The organism is Curtobacterium sp. VKM Ac-1395 (assembly GCF_015350975.1).
GTDB lineage: Bacteria > Actinomycetota > Actinomycetes > Actinomycetales > Microbacteriaceae > Curtobacterium.
In genome coordinates this window covers 1-19217 of the sequence record NZ_JADKRX010000002.1, presented here as the reverse complement: position 1 = coordinate 19217, position 19217 = coordinate 1, and the positions used below count along the sequence as shown (strand labels likewise).

The following is a 19217-nucleotide window of genomic DNA, read 5'->3' as shown; positions in this document are numbered from 1 at the left end:
GCGGGCGGTTGCGGCGACGGTCGCGGCTCTTGCGGTTTGCCGCTACGTGAGCGGCGTGTTCCCCCTAGAATCAGCGTACGACCCGACGGCAGCACGTCGGGCACGAGGAGGACGCATGCCGCTGGGCCCAACGACCGAGCTCGGCGTCATCAGCACGACCGACGGCACCGACCGCGCGCCCGACGACGCCCCCGTCGTGCTGGACCTGGCGGCCGACACCGCGACCTGCGTCTGCGGCCACCAGCAGGCGGCGCACGAGCACTACCGACGCGGGAGTGACTGCGCGCTGTGCGACTGCCCCCGGTTCCGCAAGAAACGCTGATCACACCCCGGATCGGCGGGTGGGTGCGGGAAACCGCCGCTTCCCCGCAGTCGGCCCCTGATCGCCTTGTCGGCGCGGGAACGCCGCCGTTAGCGTCGCGTCCATGGCCATCTCCCCAGCCGCTCTCGCGTGCATCGTCCTCGCCCATGAGGACCCACGGCACGTGCGCCGACTCGTCGAGGCGCTCGATCCGTTCCCGGTGTTCCTGCACTGCGACGCGCGCACCCCGGAGTCCGTCTTCCGGGAGATGACGGACGGCCTGCCCGACCGTGTCCGGGTGCTGCCCCGGATCCGCACCGGGTGGGCGAAGTGGGAGAACGTCGCCGCCGAGGTCGCCGGGTACCGCGCGGCACTCGCCGAGACGGACGCCTCGCACGTCGCGCTCCTGACCGGGAGCGACTACCCGCTGGCGAACGCGTCGGAGATCCAGGACCTGCTCGCTGCGCACCCCGAGGAGTCGTTCGTCGACGCCCGCCCGCTGCCGCACCCCGCGTGGGGTCGGGACGGCGGGACCTCGCGGATCCGCTTCCCGCACTGGGCGTGGCGCAAGCGCATGCTCCGCGTGCCGCTGCCGCGCCGGGTCCCGCGTGACGTGGTCTTCGCCGGTGGTTCGCAGCTCAAGGTCCTCGCCAGGCACCACGCCGAGGCCGTCGTCGAGGTCGTCGACAGCCGTCCGGACCTGGTCCGGTTCTGGAAGCGCGTGTGGATCGCGGACGAGACCTTCGTGCCGTCGGTGCTGCGCTCCCCCGCCCTCGTGCCGGACTTCGCCGACGAGCACGTCCCGCACGCCCTCTGGTGGATCGGGTGGGACGGCACCGCGCAGAAGAGCCCGCCGTGGCTGACCACCGCCGACGCCGGGCGCCTGCTCGAGCGTCGGACGGAGCCGGGCGAACAGCCCCAGCACGTGTTCGCGCGGAAGTTCTCCACCGCGGTCAGCTCCGACCTGCTCGACGTCATCGACGCCGCGTTCGACCTGCGCACCGCGGCCGCCCGCGAGGTGGTCGCACCGTGAGCGCCCCCCAGACCCGCCGCGAAGCCCGCGCCGCCCGCGACGCCGCCGCCGGCACCCCCACCGCTGCTGCGCCGACCGCTGCCCCGGCACCCGGTGCCGCCGCTGCTCCTGCCCCCGGCGCCACCGCGACCGGCACCATCACCGTCCCGGACCTCGCTCCCACCGAGGACGCGACGGCGTCCCTCGACACGGGCAGCGTCGCCGTCCGCAAGGGCGCGTCGGTCCTGTTCGGCCGTGGCCTGCTGTACGTCGTCGTCTGGTCGATGCAGCTCGTCGTCTCCTCGCTCATCTCCCCCGTGCTGGCGCACCTCATGCCGCCCGCGGAGTTCGGCGTGCTGGCGTCCGCGATCGCCCTGTACCAGGCGCTCGTCGTCCTCGCGGTGATGGGCATCGACCAGGCGTCGGTGCTCCAGCGCGCCGAGGACGGTGCCGACACCCGTGCCCGTGGGCTGCTCGCCGTCGGCATGATCACGGCGAGCATCGTCACGGTCATCGCCCTGACGACCATCCCGCTCTGGGGCGACGCCGCCGGGTTCATCGGCAACCACCCGCTGCTCCTCGTCGCCGTGCTGTGGACCGGCCCCGCGGCGATCGTGCAGATCTCCCTCGCGCTCCTCGTCGCGCAGGACCGCATCAAGGTCTTCGCCGTGACGAGCCTCCTCTCCTCCATCGGCGGCTCGATCATCGGGCTCGGGCTGCTCACCTTCGTGCGCGCCGACGCCACCACGTACGCGTGGGGCGGTGTCGTCGCGCAGGGCGCGGCGATGGTCATCGGCATCGCGGCGACGAAGCCGCGCCTGGCCGGGCTCCTGGACCGGAAGACGACCGCCAGGGCGTTCCGCCTCGGCATCCCGATCGCCCTCGGCAGCCTGTCCTACTTCGTGCTGAACGCCGGGGACCGCCTCGTCGTGCAGCGGCTGCTCGGCCCGGACGAGGTCGCCCGCTACCAGATCGCCTACGTCGTCGGGTCGGCCGTCATCCTCCTGCTGACCTTCACGAACCAGGCCTGGGCGCCGCACTTCGCCGCCCTCCGGGACGGCGTCGCCCGTCGGCAGCTCGCGATGCACTCCCGCGACGAGCTGTACAAGCTCCTCGCCCCCGTGCTCCTCGCCGTGACCCTGGTGTCACCGGTGGCGTTGCCGATCCTGGCGCCGGCCTCCTACCGCGTGCAGGACCTCACCGTCGTGGTGTTCGTCGTGGCGATCACCGCCTTCCCGGTCGTCGCGAGCGGTGCCACCGGCAGGCTCCTGCTGGTCGAGCGCCGCGGTGTCGCCGTCGGGGTGATCGGTGCCATCGCCGGCGCCGTGAACATCGGCGCCAACCTGCTCCTGGTGCCGGTCCTCGGCATCGCCGGGGCAGGCGTCGCCACCGTCGTGGCGTACGCCGGGCTCGCCGCCATGCAGCAGTGGGCGCTGTCCGACCGCCGTGAGTGGCGCGGCCCGCAGCTCCGCGTGGTCCTCGTCGTCCTCGGGTCCCTCCTCGTCGCCGGCATCTCGGTGTTCGTGCCGCAGGACCTGTTCTGGAACTGCGTCCGGGTCGCCGGTGTCCTCGCCTGCATGCCCTGGTTCTTCCGCCGCCTGCGCGCGGCTCGCGGCGGTGTCGCATGAGCCACCGCGGCATCGACCGTCGGCGTCCGCGCCGTCGGCACCAGACCACCGCGACGCGTCCCCCACGGGTCGGCGTCGTGACGAACGGCCTCGCGATCACGGGCGGCGTGGAACGCTGCGTCCTCGAGGACACCCGCGACCTCGTCGCCGCCGGCCTCGACGTCGAGGTCTGGCACCGCCCCGCGCTCACCGGCCCCGCGGACGCCGGCCGTGCACCCTACGACCGGCTCGGCGTCCGCCTGCACCGTGCGAGCGACTACCGCTTCACGCTGCGGTCCGCGTTCGGTGACGCCGTCCGCTTCGTCCGCCAGGGCCTCGCACTGCGCCGGGCCCGCCTCGACGTGCTCTGGCTGAACCGGCCGGAGTTCCTGCCGTGGGGTCGGCTGGTCTCGACGGTCGCCCGCGTCCCGCTCGTGGTCCACCTGCACCACGCACCGAACTACGCACGCCTCGGGCTGCTGGCCGGCGGACGCACCGAGTACCTCGCGGTCTCGCACGCGATGGCGCGTGCCTGGGCCGCAGCCGGTGTGCCGCCGCAGCGCATCACGGTCGTCCCGAACGGGGTCGACACCGACGCCTTCCCCGCGTCGACGCCGACGCAGGTGCACGCCGCCCGCGTGGCGCTCGGCATCGACGACGCCACGCCCACGGTCCTGTACTACGGACGGCTCACCCCGTCCAAGGGCGTGCTCGCCCTGCTCGAGGCGTGGGGCCGCGTCCTCGCCGCGGCCTCCGACCGCCTGCCCGTGACGATCGTCACGAGCGGCTCGGGCAGCTCGAGCAGTTCCAGCGCCCCGCGCCGTGAGCCCCTCCTGGTGCTCGCCGGCGCGCTCTACCCCGCCGACGCCCCCGCGGTGCAGCGGGCGATCGACGCGCTCCCCGACGGCTCGGTCCTCGTGCTGCCCGAGCGGGACGACGTCGTCCCGCTCCTGCACGCGGCCGACCTGGTCGTCGTGCCCTCGATCGAGCCGGAGGGCTTCGGCCGCGTCGTCGTCGAGGCGATGTCCGCCGGACGCCCCGTCGTCGCGGCCGCCTCCGGTGGGACCGGCGAGATCCTCGCGGGCGAGTGGGCACGGTTCACCGTCGACCCCGAGGACACCGCGGCGCTCGCGAAGAAGGTCCTCGACGTCCTCGACGAGGCCGTGCACGACCCCTCCCTCGGCGCACGGTGCCGCGAGTGGGTCCGCGAGCACTACGGCCCCGAGCCGCACCTGACCGGGCTGCTCCGCGCGCTGCGGGCCCACGGACGCCGCTGACGCGAGCCCGTCGCAGGACCCGAGCTCGTCGCACGACGCGAGCTCGTCGCACGACGCGAGCTCGCGGCACGACACGAGCTCGTGGCACGACACAGTCAGGTGGCCGGTCCCGTCGGGGCCGGCCACCTCGTCGTGTCGCCACCACACGACGGACGGGAGGCTCGGTGCCAGCTGGCACCGAGCCTCCCGTCCGTGACGCGGTGACCGCTCAGCCGGCCGCCGGCTGCGTCGGCAGGGTCGCCTCCGGCGCCGCACCGTCGGCCGGGACGTCGATCGTCATCCAGTCGATGAGCAGGGACCCGTCGGCGTCGGCCGGCGGGTTGCCGTCGTTGGAGCCCGCCTGGATGACGAGGTGCATCCGCGCCGTCGGGATGTTCTCCGTGGTGGAGCCGACGACCTCGTCGTCGATGAGGAACGACATCCGCGTCGGGGTCCACTCGATCGTGTAGGTGTGCCAGTCGGCCAGGGACGCCCCGGTCTCGAGGTGGACGCACTTCTCGGCAGGGTCGGCGAGGCAGTGCACGTTCAGCCAGGCCGGCGCGCCGAGCGCACCCTCGGGGAAGTCGATCTCGCCGTCCGACCAGACGTTCTGGTCGCTCCAGAGGAGCATCGCGACGCCGTACCCGGCGACCTCGTCGCTCCGCATGCGCACGGTGTAGCGGCCGGAGGTCTGGCCGCCCCACTGGCCGTCGATGAGCGGGACGACGCCGCCGGCGAGCGGTGTGCCGGCCTTCGTGGTGCGGAGCCGCATGTCGAGCATGCCGTCGTGGGCCGTGAGCACGTCGGCCTGGTAGCGGCCGGTCCCCGCGGTGTCCGCGAAGCCGTGGTACACGGAGAACCGGTCGGCGTACGTGCCCTCGAAGGCGCCCGTGGGCGTGGTGTCGGCGAAGTCCTCGGAGAACACGCGGTTCCACCCGTCACCGTCGGTGGTCGGCATCGTCACTCCGCTCGGGTCGTGGCTGTCCTGGTCGGCGGTGCTCGTCACCGACGCGGCGACGACACCGGCGACCAGCACCAGGGCGCCGACGCCGAGCGCCAGGCGCCGGGCACCGCGACCGTGTGTCGGGCGGTGCGTCGGGCGGTGGCGTGCGAGCCCCTCACCGTGGGCCGGTGCGGCTCCGTGCGCCGCCGCGGCGTCGTCGTCGACCGGTGGGTCGTCGAGTGACGTGTCCGTCACCGGACTCCCCACGCGCGGATCTCCGAGAGCCCGACGTTCGTGGTGCTGTTCGACACCCCGGTCGTGGTGAAGCGGACCCACTTCACGTTCCGTGCGCTGAAGTCGACCGTCAGGGCCGAGCCGTCGTCCGGCAGGGAACCGACCTGCACCTGGCTGCCGTCCGAGAACGTCAGGGTGCCGCTCGTGATCCGGTCGGACAGGTTCGGCCGGTCGTTCAGGACGATGCGCTGCAGGGAGACCGACGACGACCAGTCGAGCTGGAACCAGACGCCGGTGCGGCCCCACGGTGCGACCCACTCGGCGGCCGAGTTCTTCGGGTAGCCGGACACGATGCCGTCGACGCCCTTCGCGACGGTCTGGCCGTCGGCGGGGTTGTCCCACGCGGCGGTCGGGGTCGCGCTGCCGGTGATGTCGGCGGACGTCGGCGTGGGCGTCGGGGTGGGTGTCGCGGTGGGCGTCCCCGTCGGCGTCGCGGTGGGGGTCGACGTCGGGGTCGCGGTGGGCGTCGAGGTCGGGGTCGACGTGGCGGTCGGTGTCGGCGTCGGGCTCGGCGTGGACGACGTGGCCGGACCGTAGACGCGGATCTCGGAGAGGCCGACGTTCCGGGTGCTGCCGCTGACGGCCGTGACCGTGAACCGGGCCCACGTGACCTTCCTGGCCGTGAACGCCAGGCGGGTCACGGCGCCGCCGTTGTCGAGCGTCGGGACGGTCAGGCTCGAGCCGTCGGAGAACGTGAGGGTGCCGCCGGTGACCTGGTCGTCGGCGTTGGGACGGTCGGCCAGGTCGACCTCGCCGATGGTCGTCGCGCCGGACCAGCCGAGCTGGATCCAGGTGCCGACACCGCCCCACGGGACGGCCCACTCGGCGGTCGGGGCGTCGGGGTAGCCGCTGAAGACGCCGTCGACGGCCTTCTTCGCCGTCTGCCCGTCGGCCGCGTTCTCGCCGCTGGCCGTGACGGTGGCCGTGCCGGTGACGTCGGTGCCGCGGGTCGGGCTCGTCGGCTCGGTCGGCGTGGTGCCGCCCGGGTTCGTGGGGTTGCCGGGGGTCGTCGGGACGCTCGAACCGGCGGTGTACTGGCGGCTCAGCCACGAGCCCTCCGGCTTCGAGGAGCAGGCCTGCCACGAGGCGCAGGTCTCCCCGTCGTGGGCGGCGTACGTGTAGAACACGGCGCCCTTGGCGTCGGTCTGCGCCTGGGTGAGGTTCGACGGACGGTTCGCGATCGGGTACCCCATGTACCCGGTGAAGGCGTGCGTGCCGGTGTACTGCTTCTGCACCTGGTCGGTCAGGTAGCCGATCGTGTGGTGGTCGCTGTGGTCCCCGTCGCCGTAGCCGCCCACGTGGTCGAGGGTGTGGACGTCGGTCGGGGCGAAGTCCTGCATGACCCCGAGCAGCGTGGCCTTGAGCTGCGGCAGGGTGTACGTCGTGGGCTGGGCCGCTCCGGTGAGCGTGTGCATCGTCGTGATGCCGCCCTGGTACAGCTTCTGCAGGCTCTCGCTGCCGTCGGCGGCGAAGCCGGAGCCGTCGACGTTGCCGTCGGGCAGCTCCAGGAAGACCAGGCTCAGACGCGGGTTCGTGGTGAGCGTCGCGGTGCGGAGCGTCTTGCCGCCGGCGGTGAGCGTGCCGGACGCCCACTGCGGGGCGACGCCGGCCAGGTTCGCGTACGCGGCCATCAGGCCGTCCTCGCGACCCTGCCAGTACCAGGCGGGCTTGCCGGCGTCGCCGCCGGTCACGACGACGGAGCGCACGCAGCGCCCGGCGTCGACGTCCGTGCGGAGCGCGGTGCCGTCGAAGAGCAGGTCGTCGTCGGCGTGGGCCACGACGGTCAGCACACGGCCGGCGCTGCAGTCGGCCGCGCCGCTCGCCGTGGTGCCGGTCGCCCGGGTGACCGCTGCCGTGCCGTACGTGGTCGAGCCGGACGTCGTCGACGCTGACGACGTCCTGGTCGCACCGGTCCACGCGTTCGCGGCCACGGGGCCGACCACCAGGCCGACGACGGCGACCGCGGCGACGAGGACGGCCGCGACGGGCGCGGCGATCCCTCGCCGAGCCCGTCGGTGCCTGGCCCTACTCGGCGCCATGACGCAGTCCCGCCGGGGTCAGCTGGTACATCGCGGTGGTGCCGGAGGACCAGACGCGCTCCCAGTACGGGGACTTCGCCATCGCCGCGCCGAGCTGCTGGTAGTCGGCGTCGCTCTGGTACCCGTAGCGCTCGTCGTAGGCGCCGAAGGGCTCCGCCACCAGGGCGTAGTACTTCGTGGCCGGCCAGGTGCTGACGAGGTCCCGGGTCATCTTCGACACGTCCGCGGTGGCGTCGTACGAGCCGGTCGGGTCCGGGTACGCCCCGAGGACCTCACGCGACAGGTAGTTGACGTCGAAGTACCGGGAGCCGGTGTTGCTCGGCACGGCGTTCGCGGAGCCCGTCAGGAGCATCAGGGAGCCCTTCGGTGCCGTCCGGTCGTAGAGCTGCGTCGCCTCGGACTGGCTGCGCGTCGGGACGCGGTTCCAGTCGAGCGCGGTCTGGCCGAACGCCCCGACCGCGACGAGCGCCGCGACCCCGGCGGCCGCCACCGCGTACTTGACGGCGGTCGGACGCATCGAGCGTTCCACCAGACGTCCCGACCAGGCGAGGCGGCCGGCCGGAGCCGGGAGCGCCGCGGCGAGGATCGCGATCCACGGGGTGGCGAACAGGACGACGCGGAAGATGCCCTCCTGGCCGTAGTTCGTGGCGACGAGCAGGGAGATCGGGCTCGCCGCTGCGGCCAGCAGGCCCCAGTGCAGCCGGTCCCGACGGAGCAGGACGGTGAGGAGCGCGATCAGCCCGAGCACGATGAGCGCGGCGGCCGGGATGTCGAACGCCAGGCGGGTGACGAGCGGCTTCGGGAGGACCGTCATGTCGTGCGACGGGGGCTGCACGTTGTCGAGCACCCGACCGACGGCGGCGAGCGACAGGAACTTGCCGAGGACGTCGTCGTTGAGCAGCGCGAACACCACGGCGGGGACGAGGACCACGACCGGCAGCCACCACGGACGGAGCAGGCGGAAGACGACCAGGGTGACGAGCGCCGCGACCGTCAGGTACGGCGAGATCTGGTGCGTCACGGCGAGGACGATCGCGATGCCGCCGATCGCGATGAGCCGGGACAGCCCGACCTTGCGGGCACGCAGCGTCTCCACGGGCTCGCCGTCGGGTCCGGTCAGGACCGCGGTGCGGAGCTGGCCGGTGGCGAGCACCAGGATCACGACCGACATCAGGATGCCGGTGGACTGCGGGGAGAAGTACGTCGTGTTCAGCGAACCGGTCATCGCGGTCAGGAACGCGGCGATCCACGGGCGACGGGCACCGGGCAGCCAGCTGGCCGCGAGGACGCCGACGGCGATCGTGGTGGTGAACGCCAGGAGCACGGGGAACCACGCGGCGATGAGCATCGTGTTGACGATGCCGCCGACGTCGGCGACCCAGGCACCGGCGGCGAAGAGCCCCGACCAGGTCTGGAAGATGTCGGCGGTCGGGTTCGTGCCGCCGAACCGACGGATGTACTCGAGGACGCCGATGTGGCGTGCTGCCGCGGTCACGGTCGGCATGCCGTACGTGATCGCCTGGGCGAGCTGGACGACGCCGCCGAGGACCACGACGGGCACGGCCACGCCACGCCCACGGACGAGCGCCACGACGGCCGCCGCGACGATGACGAGCAGCCCTATGGCCAGTCCCGGGCCGAGCGAGCCGAACAGGCCGGCCGGGACGGGGTCGCCGACGTGCGTGAGTGCGGAGACGACCACGATCGCCAGGCCGACGAGCGTCAGCGTGGTGACCGTCGCCGTGGTGCCCCACCGGGCGCGGAGGGTGCCCTCGGGAGTGGCGAGGCGACTGCGGCGGAGGTCGGCGACGTCGCGCGGGACGGCGATCGCGAGGGCGAGGGCCGTCAGCACCGTGACGCCGACGAACGGCACGACGGGTGCCCAGATGTGGAACGTCGCCATCGTGTACCCGATGCCGATCGTGCCGACGAGCGACGCGGTGACGGCGAACGCCGCGAACCGGGCCAGCGGCATCGGACGGACGAGCAGCAGCGGGGCGACCCCGAGCAGTGCGAAGAGGTAGACGGCGATGGCGCTGGCGCGCAGCACCGGCAGCCCGGCGAGGGTGCCGATCGCGGCGAGGAGCAGCGTCGCCAGGACGATGCCGGCGGCGACGAGGCGCGCGACGGGGCCCATGGCACCGTTCTCGGTGGTCCGTGCGGGACCGGCCGTGCTCAGGCCGCGCTCCAGCTCGTGACGACCGCGGGCGGTGCGGTCGATCGTGCCGGCGCCTCCGAGGCGTTCGCGGAGCGCGAGGAACGGTGCGGTGAGCACGGAGCGTCGCTCGACACCGCGCAGGCGGTGCTTCGTCGCGCGGAACTCCGCGTCGACGGCGTCCGCCGGCACGGCACCGGTGTCGGCATCCGGCTCGACACCCGTCGCACGGCGTGCGAGCGCGCCGAGGTCGGAGGCGTGGTCACCCTGCTCGAGACCGAGCCGCGCGAAGGCGCTGACGGCCCCGGGCGCGGCGTCGACCGACGCGGTGAGCGTCTCACGGTCGAAGGCGTTCTTGGTCATCCATGCTCCGAGTCCGTGGCCGTGCGCCGCAGCTGCCGCACGGAGCGACGCGACGTCGTCCGCTGAGCGCTGCCAGACGATGGCGGCCGGTTCGACGGCGATCGCGGAGCCCGCGAACAGCAGTCGGGTGAAGAGGTCGAGGTCGTCGCCACCGCCGACGCGGGTCCCCGGACCGAAGGCGGTGTCGAACCCACCCATCCGGAGGACGGTCGCGCGGTGCACGGCGAGGTTGCCGCCGGTGCCGTAGGCAGAGGCCGCGAACGGGTGGAGCGTGCCGTCGTCCTGCTCGTCGTCGCGACGGATGACCCGGCGGCGGACGGTGCGGGCGGCCGGCGTGCGGTCGTCGTGCCAGCGCTGCGCGGGGGTGCGCAGCTCGGCGCTCGGGACGAGCCCGGTGACGCAGGCCACGTCGGCGTCGGCGGCGAAGGCGGCGGTGACGGCCGAGAGCCATCCCTCGTCCACGATCGCGCCCTCGTCGAGGAACGCGACGACCTCACCGGTCGCGGCGAGGAGTCCGGCGTTGCGGGCGGCGGCGAGGCCACCCGTCGGCGCGGCGATCGTGGTGACGCGGCGACCGTCGATGGTGACGACCGTGGCGTCCCCGGCCTCGGCCGCGTGGGAGACGACGAGCACGTCGAAGTCCTCGTGGCGCACCGCGAGCAGCGAGCGCATCGTCTGGTCGGCGGCGCCATCGGTGCAGAGCACCACGGTGACGGACGGCAGCACCTGGTCTGCTGCCGGCCGTGTCACGGGTGCGGACATCGGGCGGATCGCGCGCTGGAGCGTGCGGACGTCGATCGTCGCGCCGATGCGTCGGCGTTCGGTGACCTCCGTCTCGACGAAGCCGAGCGGCTCGCCGTGGTCACGCACGAGGAGCCGTGCGCGCCGGTAGCCCTCGGCCCCGCGGAGCGCGATGACGTCCCGGTGGCTCGAGGCGTGCACGTCGGCACGGTCGACCTCGCCGACCCACACGGCGCCGTCCCACGTCGGGAACAGCGGCCCTTGGACGACCGGCGAGATGACCATCGCCAGGGTGGAACGGGTCACGGTGCACCGACGGTCTGCGGCGCCGTGACCGGGGCGGCCGGCGACACGACGACGCCACCGAGGACCCGACCGACGGCGTAGCCGGTGATCGTCGACGCCACGGACAGGGCGATCGCGAACGCACGGGTCCCACCGCCGCGTCCGAGCCCACCGAGTTCCCGCAGCAGCGCGCCGGGGAGCACCTTCGTCAGGTACGTCGACTCGCTCGAGAGGGAGTCGCCCGTGCCGACACGACGGCTGAGGACGGCCTTGGAGATGCCCTCGTAGTAGCTGCGGCGACGGACGTAGCGCATCTCGACCCGGTCCGGGGACACACGGTGCGAGACGTTGGAGCGCGGTTCGTAGCGGATGCGGGAGGACGGCTTCGCCTGGGCGATGCGGATGCAGAGCTCCGTCTCCTCGCAGCCGAGCGGCTGGTTGCCGACGCGGCCGATGCCGGAGCGGAACCCACCGGCGGCGAGCAGCACGTCGCGACGGAAGGCCATGCTCGACCCGATGACGTTGCGCACGTCGCCGGCCGCGGTGGGAAGACCGGCGTAGCTGCAGCCGACGATCCAGAGCAGCTCGGCGGGGTACGGGCCGGCACCGGTCGTGGTGGGCCAGGACGGCGTGGCACGGCCGCCGACGCCGACGACGTCGGGGAGCTCGAGCGCTGCGACGAGGTGCTGCAGCCAGTCGGCGTCCGCCGTGGCGTCGTCGTCGAGGAACGCGACGACGTCGGCGTCCGTCAGGGCGACACCGGTGTTGCGGGCCCCGGACAGGCCGCGGTCCTCGGAGTTCTCGACGACGCGCAGCTCGGGCCAGCGGGCCTTCGCACGGAGGTACAGCTCGGGCTCGTGGTCGATCACGACGACGACCTCGGTCGCCTCGGGCTGGCGCTTGGCCGACTCGACGGAGTCCTGCAGGTCGCCCCAGCGCTGCTGGGTGTACGCGCAGATGACGACCGCGACGGTCGGGGCGCTCACGCCGCTTCCTCGTCGAGCGCCGGCACGGCGGTCGGCACGGCGCGGGTGATGGGAGCCATGCGCGCGCGGGTCTGGGCAGCGGTGGCCCGACGACGCTCGTGCATGATCGACTTCAGGACGCGGATGCCGTCCGTGATGGCGTTGAGGTTGCTGGTGCCGTGCACGCGGAGCTTCTCGTGGCTCGGGACCTCGGAGATCACCAGGTCCGCGGCGGACCAGCGGCAGGTGAGGATGGTCTCGATCTCGAAGCCGTCGCCCCAGAGCATCGAGCCGTCGGTCGGCTTCGGCAGCGTCGAGGACAGCAGGCCGATCTTCGGCAGCGTGTCGGCCCAGAAGGCGTTGTAGCCGTAGCAGAGGTCCGTGTAGCGCGCCCCGAGCAGGACGTTGCTGACGACGTTCAGGCCACGGTTGCCCAGGCTTCGGACGATCGTGATGTCGTCGCTGCCGCCACCGAGGGCGTAGCGGGTGCCCTTCGCGACGTCGGCGCCGGCGACGAGGGCGTCGACGAAGCGCGGGATCTCGTCGGGGTCGGCGGAGCAGTCGGCGTCGAACATGACGACGACGTCGCCGGTGACGGCTTCGAAACCGCAGACCAGGGCGTTGCCCTTGCCCTTGCGGGTCTGCTGCACGACCTTGATCGACGGCATCAGGCGCTGGGCGGTGGCGATCGTGTCGTCGACCGAGTTGCCGTCGACGAGGATCACCTCGTACACGGGCGGGAGCTTCGGGAGGATGATCTCGAGGTTCCTCGCTTCGTTCCGAGCGGGGATGACGACTGAGACGCGGGGGTCTCGGGGTCGGGAGGTGCTGGCGGACATGGTGCTCCTGTCGGGTTCAGGGGGCATACGGATGAGTTCGTGGGAAGCGAACGGTCGTCCGTGGGTGACGGAGGACGAGACGCTGAGACGTCGGCGACGATGCCTGCGGAGTCGAGTGCCCCCGCCTGGTGGTCAGGAACGGGGGTACGCCGTTCCCTGGTGATTCCCACCATCGCGGCGGCGGAGGTGAGGGTCAATGCGATGTGCGGTCCCTTGCGGACCACCGAGTGCGGATACGGAAACCCGCAACGGCCCGCGGGGCGCGGGGCGCGACCACCGGACTGGAGGCTCGTGGCGGCGCCGCCACGAGCCTCCAGTCCGCGCTGTGTGGGCCCTAGGACCGCGCGTCAGCCGGCGCGAGCGCCTCGCGGAGCACCGCCGCCAGTTCGGCCACGTGCGGCTCGCGCAGGAGCGAGCTGTGCTCGCTCTGGATGCGCACGGTGCGCGTGTCCCCGCGCAGGACGGCGGACCAGCCCTGCACGTCGGGGTTGCCGTCCGCCAGGACGAACGTCGACCGCCCGTGGTACGGCGTGGCCGTGTGCCGTCGGGTGACGAGCTCCGCCTGGTCGAAGAAGGCGTCGAAGTCCTTCTGCCCGCCGAAGCGCAGCACGCCCGCACCGTACGCCCGCAGGCGGCGACCGAACAGGCCGCCCCACGGCAGGCCGGACGGCATGATGCGCTTGGTGACCCGGTCGAGCCCGCGCTTGACGGTCCGCACCGTCGTGTTCTGGGGCTCCCGCTGCTCGATCCGTCCGAAGTGCAGCTGAGCGCTCTCGGAGCGGGTGCGCGGCAGGTAGGTGTCGAGCAGGGCGACGTGGTCGACCTGCTCCCCCGCCTCCGTCAGCATCGTCGCGACCTCGAGCGCGATGAGCCCGCCGAGGGAGTGGCCGACCAGCAGGTACGGGCCGTGCGGCTGCACGATGCGCATCAGGGCGATGTAGCGACGGGCGGCGCGGGCGATGCTCCAGTCCGGCAGGCCGCGGCGCTCGATGCCGTGCTGCTGCAGGGCGTAGACGTCGTGGTCGGGCAGGTACCGGGACAGCGGCAGGAACGTGAGCGCGAGGGCCCCGCCACCGGACAGGCAGAACACCGGCGGGTGGCCGGGGTTCCTGGCCCCGGCGACCTTCACGATGTCGGGGTGGCTCGGCAGGGCGCTGGCGCCGGAGCGGACGTGCCGGGCGAACGAGCGCAGCGTCGGGTGCTCGAGCAGCTCCGAGGCGCGGAGGTCGACGCCGAGGCGCTGCTGCACGATCGCGAGCATCTCCTCGGCGGACAGCGAGTCACCGCCGAGCGCGGAGAAGTCCTCGTCGAGGTGCACGCCGCGGAGGCCGAGGACCTCGGCCCAGATCTGGCCGACGACGAGCTCCCACTGGTCGTACTCGCCCTCCACCATCTCGACCTCGATCGCCGGCGCGCTCGGCAGCTCCGTCCGGTCGACCTTGCCGCGCTCGGTCCTGGGCAGCGCGGGCATCGGGACGATCGTCGCGGGCACCATGTACTCGGGCAGGACGTCGCGGAGGGCTCGGCGGATCGCGGCGGGCGACGGGGTACGACGTCCGGGACGGCCCACGACGTAGGCGACCAGTCGGGTCACGGCGGGCGGTTCGACGAGCGCGGTGACGGCCACGTCGTGGACGTCGTCGAGCCCGCGGATGGCGGCCTCGATCTCGCTCGGTTCGACGAGGTACCCGCGCACCTTGACGGCGTCGTCGGCACGGCCGAGCAGCACGATGCAGCCGTCGGGCTCCATGCGGGCCAGGTCGCCCTGCCGCCAGGTCGGGACGCCGTCGGCGCTGACGCCGGCGTGCTCCGCGGTCTTCTCGGGCGCACCCCAGTAGCCGGCGGTCAGGCCCGCGGACTCGACGAGCATCTGACCGGCCTCCCCCACGGGTGCCGGGGTGCCGTCCTCGCGGACGATCGTCACGTGCTTGTTCGGCAGCGCGTAGCCGGCGGGGACGACACCGGACGGGGCGACGTCACCGGGGGCCACGGGGAAGAACGCGACACAGCCCATCTCGCTCGCGCCGAGCGCGTTCCACACCGTCGTGGTGTCACTGAGGACGGGACGAGCGGCCACGACGTCGGAGCCGCTGATGGCCTCGCCGCTCGTGACGACGACGCGGAGCGCCTTCGTGGCGGCGATGCGGGTCTCCTGGCCGGGGCCCTGCAGGACCCGGTCCTGCGTCACGCTCGACACGATGGAGCGGAGCAGGTGCGGGGTGCAGACGAGGACGTTGACGTCCTCGGCGGACATCCGCTCGAGGACCCGGTCCGTGCCGAGGTCGCGGGGGTCGAGGAGCACGACCGCGCCGCCGTTGAGCAGGGTGCTGAAGCCGAACAGGAAGCCGGCGGCGAACGACAGCGGCATCACGAGCGCGAGCCGGTCGCCGGGTGCGGTGCCGATCGCGACGGCGTCCTGCTCGACGTTGTCGAGCTGCTGCTGGTGGGTGATCGCGACGCCCTTCGGCATCCCGGTGGAGCCGGAGGTGAATGCGAGCACGAGGGGGTCGCTCGCGCCGGGGCGGCCCGTGGCCGTGGTCGTGCTGGTGGTCGTGGTCGTGGTCGTGCTGGTGGTCGTGGTCGGCGTCGTGGTCGTGGTGAGGGACCCGTCGTCGCTCACCGAGGTCGTGGCGATCGGGGCGACGGTCGTGTCGCCCGTGGACTCCGGTCGGCCGGCCTCGGCGTCGGCCAGCAGCGTGTGCAGGTCGTGGACCACGCCGTCGGCGCCGAGCACGGCAGCAGCCGCAGCCGAGCGGTCGCCGTCGGCGAGCACCTCGGTGACCCCGGCCAGCTCCACGACGTGGCGCAGGCGGGCGGCGGGGAGGTGGTCGTCGAGGACCACCACGAGGCGCTCGGCCATGACGAGCGCGAGGATCCCGACGACCGCCTCGGTGGTCTGACCCGCCATCACGCCGATCGGCACCGGGGCGCCACCCGGGGTCGGGCCCGTGCCGGTGCCGGTGTGGTCGTCCGGGCGCAGGCGTTCCCCGAGGTGGAGCGCGAGCGAACGAGCCAGCCCGTCCGTCTGCACGAAGCTCAGCTGCCGACCCTCGCCCGCGAGTGCCGGTGCGTCCGGGTGTGCTGCCACGACCCGCGCCCAGCGGTCCACGACGGAGTGGTCCGCGGCGGCGGGGACGGCAGCGGTGTACGCCCAGGGGTGTCGGGTCTCGGGTGCTGTTGTCGTCAAGGAGGTGCCCTCAGGGATCGTCAGGAGACCGGTCGCTCCGGCTCACTCCAACGGACACTAGGTCGGATCGTCACCCTCGTTCCAGGGGTACCGAGGCCCGTGCGGACATCCTGCGGTTCTGCGCATCGCTGAGGTCGTGCCAGAACGGCCTTCAGAACAGCGCACAACGGGCTGCGAGATCGCGCAGACTCGGGCGCCGTGACGGAGGCGACCGGTCGCTCGGAGGATCTGGCGGCAGAAACGCGAACAGCCCCCGGGGAGACCCGGGGGCTGTTCATCAGTCTGGCTGGGGTACCTGGACTCGAACCAAGAACGACGGTACCAGAAACCGCTGTGTTGCCAATTACACCATACCCCAAGAGGCCTGTCGGCCTCGCGCCCCGTTGTCCGGGGCACGGTCATCTACTGTACATGATCCCGGAGGTCCGTGAGACCACCGACGAGGTCGCGGTGCACCGCGGCGGCCGTCGTCGCGCCGTGGCCGGCCGCGACGATGAGCTGCTCGGGTCCGGGCGGCGTGACGTCCCCCACCGCGTAGAGCCCGGGCACGCTGGTCCGGCCTGCCCGGTCGACGACGACCAGGCCCTCGGCGTCCCGGTCGAGCGCGGCGTCGACCCAGTCGAGGTCGACGTGCCACGTGGGCCGCACGAAACCCCCCGTGCGCGGCTCCACGTGCCCGTCTGCGAGCCGGACACCCGTCATCCCGGACCGGTCCCCCTCGAGGTCGGCCACGGGACGCTCCTCGACGCGCACGCCCGCAGCGGCCAGTCGCGCACGGCCGTCGGCGTCGAGCGGCGCGACGCCGTTCGTGAACACCACGAGGTCGTCCGTCCACGAGGCGATGAGCAGGGCGCGGTCCACCAGGTCGGGCGTCTCGCAGATGAAGGCCAGCGGCTGCCCGGCCTTGTCGTACCCGTCGCACTCGACACAGCTGTGCATCGCGCTGCCGTAGAAGGCGCGCAGGGACGGCAGCGCCGGGAACTCCTCGCGGAGCCCCGTGGCGACGACCACCGTGCGTGCCACCGCGTCGACCTCGGCGCCACGCCACGTGCCGTGCAACCGCCATCCCGCGTCGTCGGGGTGCACCCGGTCGACGATCGCCTGCACGACCGTCGCCTCGGGGTACTGCTCGACCTCGGTGCGACCGAGCTTGCGCAGCTCGAGCGGCGAGATGCCGTCACGCGTCAGGAACCCGTGCGACCGGAGCGTGGCGGCGTTGCGCGGCCGGTTGGCGTCGACCAGCAGCACGGTCCGCTTCGCCCGGACCAGGTTCAGCGCGGCGCTGAGCCCGGCCGGACCGGCACCGATCACCGCGACGTCGTGGACCGTCTGCCCGTCCTCGTCCATGCCGTGGGCGTCGTCTCAGCGGGCCGCGAGGGCGCGCAGACGGGCGAGCGTGGAGTCCTTGCCGAGGATCTCCATCGACTCGAACAGCGGCGGGCTGATCCGGCGACCGGAGACCGCAACGCGCAGCGGTCCGAACGCCACGCGCGGCTTGAGCCCGAGCCCGTCGATGAGTGCCGTGCGGAGCGCTGCCTCGATCGGCTCGGTGCGCCAGTCCTCGACGCCCTCGAGCGCGGCGGTGCTCGCCTGCAGGACCTCGGTCGGGTCGCCCTTGAGGCTCGCGAGCGCGTCGTCCTCGACGACCAGGTCGGCGTCGGCGGTGAAGAGGAACCCGAGCATGCCCGGCGCCTCCCCCAACAGCTGCATGCGCTCCTGCACGAGCGGCGCCGCCAGCTCGAGGACACGCTCCTGCTCGGGCGTCGCCGGCTCGCTGAGGAAGTCGGTCAGGTAGGGCTTCAGACGGTCACGGAAGTCGGCCGGGTCGAGCAGCCGGATGTGGTCCCCGTTGATGGCCTCGGCCTTCTTGTGGTCGAAGCGTGCCGGGTTCGGGTTGACGTCGGCGACGTCGAAGGCCTGCACCATCTCGTCGATGGAGAACACGTCCCGGTCGGGACCGATCGACCAGCCGAGCAGCGCCAGGTAGTTCATGAGCCCCTCGGGGATCATGCCGGCGGCGCGGTGGTGGAACAGGTTCGACTCGGGGTCGCGCTTGGAGAGCTTCTTGTTGCCCTCCCCCATCACGAACGGCAGGTGCCCGAACACCGGGATGAAGCCGGTCAGGCCGATCTCGTACAGGGCCTCGTACAGGGCGATCTGTCGCGGCGTCGACGACAGCAGGTCCTCGCCGCGGAGCACGTGGGTGATGCCCATCAGTGCGTCGTCGAGCGGGTTCGTGAACGTGTAGAGCGGCTTGCCGTTCGGACGCACCACCACGAAGTCGGGGAACGTCCCCTGCTTGAACGTGATCTCCCCGCGGACCAGGTCCTGGAAGCTCAGGTCGCGGTCCGGCACCCGGAGTCGCAGCGCCGGCGCACGGCCCTGGTCGCGGAACGCCTGACGCTCCTCGTCGGTGAGGTCGCGCTCGTGGTTGTCGTACCCCTGCTTCGGGTCACGCCCGGCAGCGACGTTGCGGGCCTCCATCTCCTCGGGCGTGACGAACGACTCGTACACGTGCCCGGAGGCCTGGAGCTTCGCGATGACGTCCTGGTAGACGTCCGTGCGCTCCGACTGCCGGTACGGCCCGTGGGGTCCACCGACCTCGACGCCCTCGTCCCAGTCCAGCCGGAGCCACCGCAGCGCGTCGATGAGCTGCTCGTAGGACTCTTCGCTGTCCCGCGCGGCGTCGGTGTCCTCGATGCGGAAGACGAGCTTGCCGCCGGTGTGCCGGGCGTAGGCCCAGTTGAACAGGGCCGTCCGCACGAGTCCGACGTGCGGGGTGCCTGTCGGGGACGGGCAGAAACGGACGCGGACATCGGAGCCGGTGGCGGTGGTGAAAGGCGCAGTCATGACGCTTCCGATCCTACCCGCCGAACGCAGAAAACCCCTGACCATGAATGGTCAGGGGTTCCCTGGTGTTGCAAAGTAAGTCCGGCGGCGTCCTACTCTCCCACAAGGTCCCCCTTGCAGTACCATCGGCGCTGAGAGGCTTAGCTTCCGGGTTCGGAATGTGACCGGGCGTTTCCCTCTCGCTATGACCACCGGAACACCATCGACCAGATCCTGGTCTCAGACTGCTCCGCCGTAGCGAATTATTCAGTTTGATTCCCGATCATCTGTCGGGAACCACAAAGTGGACGCGAGCCCCCACCGAGGTGGGGAAATAGTTGGTGTCAAGTCTTCGGCTTATTAGTACCGGTCAGCTCCACGGGTCGTTAGTCCCCGCTTCC

At 72.6% G+C, this 19217-nt stretch carries 12 protein-coding genes, 1 tRNA gene and 1 rRNA gene; 4 read left to right on the top strand and 10 right to left on the bottom strand.

What is annotated here, in order from left to right; all coding sequences use genetic code 11:
* Positions 1 to 115: 115 nt before the first annotated feature.
* The 4 genes from ITJ68_RS04765 (at position 116) to ITJ68_RS04750 (ending at position 4197) form a co-directional block, all read left to right on the top strand.
* The gene (locus ITJ68_RS04765) at positions 116 to 322 is read left to right on the top strand and encodes a hypothetical protein (RefSeq protein WP_194660212.1); all 207 of its coding nucleotides are present in this window, start codon (positions 116 to 118) and stop codon (positions 320 to 322) included.
* Between the two features lie 103 nt (positions 323 to 425).
* Positions 426 to 1334 (top strand): beta-1,6-N-acetylglucosaminyltransferase, encoded by a 909-nt coding sequence (locus tag ITJ68_RS04760; RefSeq protein ID WP_194660211.1) that lies wholly within the window; start codon positions 426 to 428, stop codon positions 1332 to 1334.
* Entirely contained in the window at positions 1331 to 2941 is a 1611-nt protein-coding gene (locus ITJ68_RS04755; RefSeq protein WP_194660210.1) for a lipopolysaccharide biosynthesis protein, read from the top strand. Before ITJ68_RS04760 ends, ITJ68_RS04755 begins: the two co-directional genes overlap by 4 nt.
* A complete protein-coding gene (locus ITJ68_RS04750; protein ID WP_194660209.1) occupies positions 2938 to 4197 on the top strand; it encodes a glycosyltransferase family 4 protein in 1260 nt (419 codons plus the stop codon). Before ITJ68_RS04755 ends, ITJ68_RS04750 begins: the two co-directional genes overlap by 4 nt.
* Positions 4198 to 4405: 208 nt before the next feature.
* Here ITJ68_RS04750 and ITJ68_RS19495 read toward each other — a convergent pair whose 3' ends face one another.
* From ITJ68_RS19495 to rrf, 10 genes are all read right to left on the bottom strand, one after another.
* Positions 4406 to 5374, bottom strand: coding sequence for a glycoside hydrolase family 16 protein (locus ITJ68_RS19495; protein ID WP_194660208.1), 969 nt, complete (start codon positions 5372 to 5374; stop codon positions 4406 to 4408).
* On the bottom strand, positions 5371 to 7452 hold the full coding sequence (locus ITJ68_RS04740) for a PIG-L family deacetylase (RefSeq protein WP_194660207.1): 2082 nt from the start codon (positions 7450 to 7452) through the stop codon (positions 5371 to 5373). The genes ITJ68_RS19495 and ITJ68_RS04740 overlap by 4 nt, the downstream gene beginning before the upstream one ends.
* The gene (locus ITJ68_RS04735; protein WP_194660206.1) at positions 7439 to 11017 is read right to left on the bottom strand and encodes a glycosyltransferase; all 3579 of its coding nucleotides are present in this window, start codon (positions 11015 to 11017) and stop codon (positions 7439 to 7441) included. The genes ITJ68_RS04740 and ITJ68_RS04735 overlap by 14 nt, the downstream gene beginning before the upstream one ends.
* Complete coding sequence (locus tag ITJ68_RS04730; RefSeq protein WP_194660205.1) at positions 11014 to 11982, bottom strand: glycosyltransferase family 2 protein; 969 nt, start codon at positions 11980 to 11982, stop codon at positions 11014 to 11016. Before ITJ68_RS04730 ends, ITJ68_RS04735 begins: the two co-directional genes overlap by 4 nt.
* The gene (locus ITJ68_RS04725) at positions 11979 to 12800 is read right to left on the bottom strand and encodes a glycosyltransferase family 2 protein (RefSeq protein ID WP_194660204.1); all 822 of its coding nucleotides are present in this window, start codon (positions 12798 to 12800) and stop codon (positions 11979 to 11981) included. The genes ITJ68_RS04730 and ITJ68_RS04725 overlap by 4 nt, the downstream gene beginning before the upstream one ends.
* 334 nt (positions 12801 to 13134) lie before the next feature.
* Entirely contained in the window at positions 13135 to 15987 is a 2853-nt protein-coding gene (locus tag ITJ68_RS04720) for a non-ribosomal peptide synthetase (protein ID WP_194660203.1), read from the bottom strand.
* A gap of 283 nt (positions 15988 to 16270) precedes the next feature.
* Positions 16271 to 16345: transfer RNA gene (locus ITJ68_RS04715), tRNA-Gln, on the bottom strand.
* 44 nt (positions 16346 to 16389) lie between these two features.
* Positions 16390 to 17334 (bottom strand): NAD(P)/FAD-dependent oxidoreductase, encoded by a 945-nt coding sequence (locus ITJ68_RS04710; RefSeq protein WP_194660202.1) that lies wholly within the window; start codon positions 17332 to 17334, stop codon positions 16390 to 16392.
* A gap of 15 nt (positions 17335 to 17349) precedes the next feature.
* Positions 17350 to 18837 carry a glutamate--tRNA ligase gene (gene gltX / locus ITJ68_RS04705; RefSeq protein WP_194660201.1) on the bottom strand — a complete coding sequence of 496 codons (1488 nt, stop codon included), beginning with the start codon at positions 18835 to 18837 and terminating at the stop codon, positions 17350 to 17352.
* A gap of 79 nt (positions 18838 to 18916) precedes the next feature.
* A 5S ribosomal RNA gene (gene rrf, locus ITJ68_RS04700) occupies positions 18917 to 19033 on the bottom strand.
* Positions 19034 to 19217: the final 184 nt, after the last annotated feature.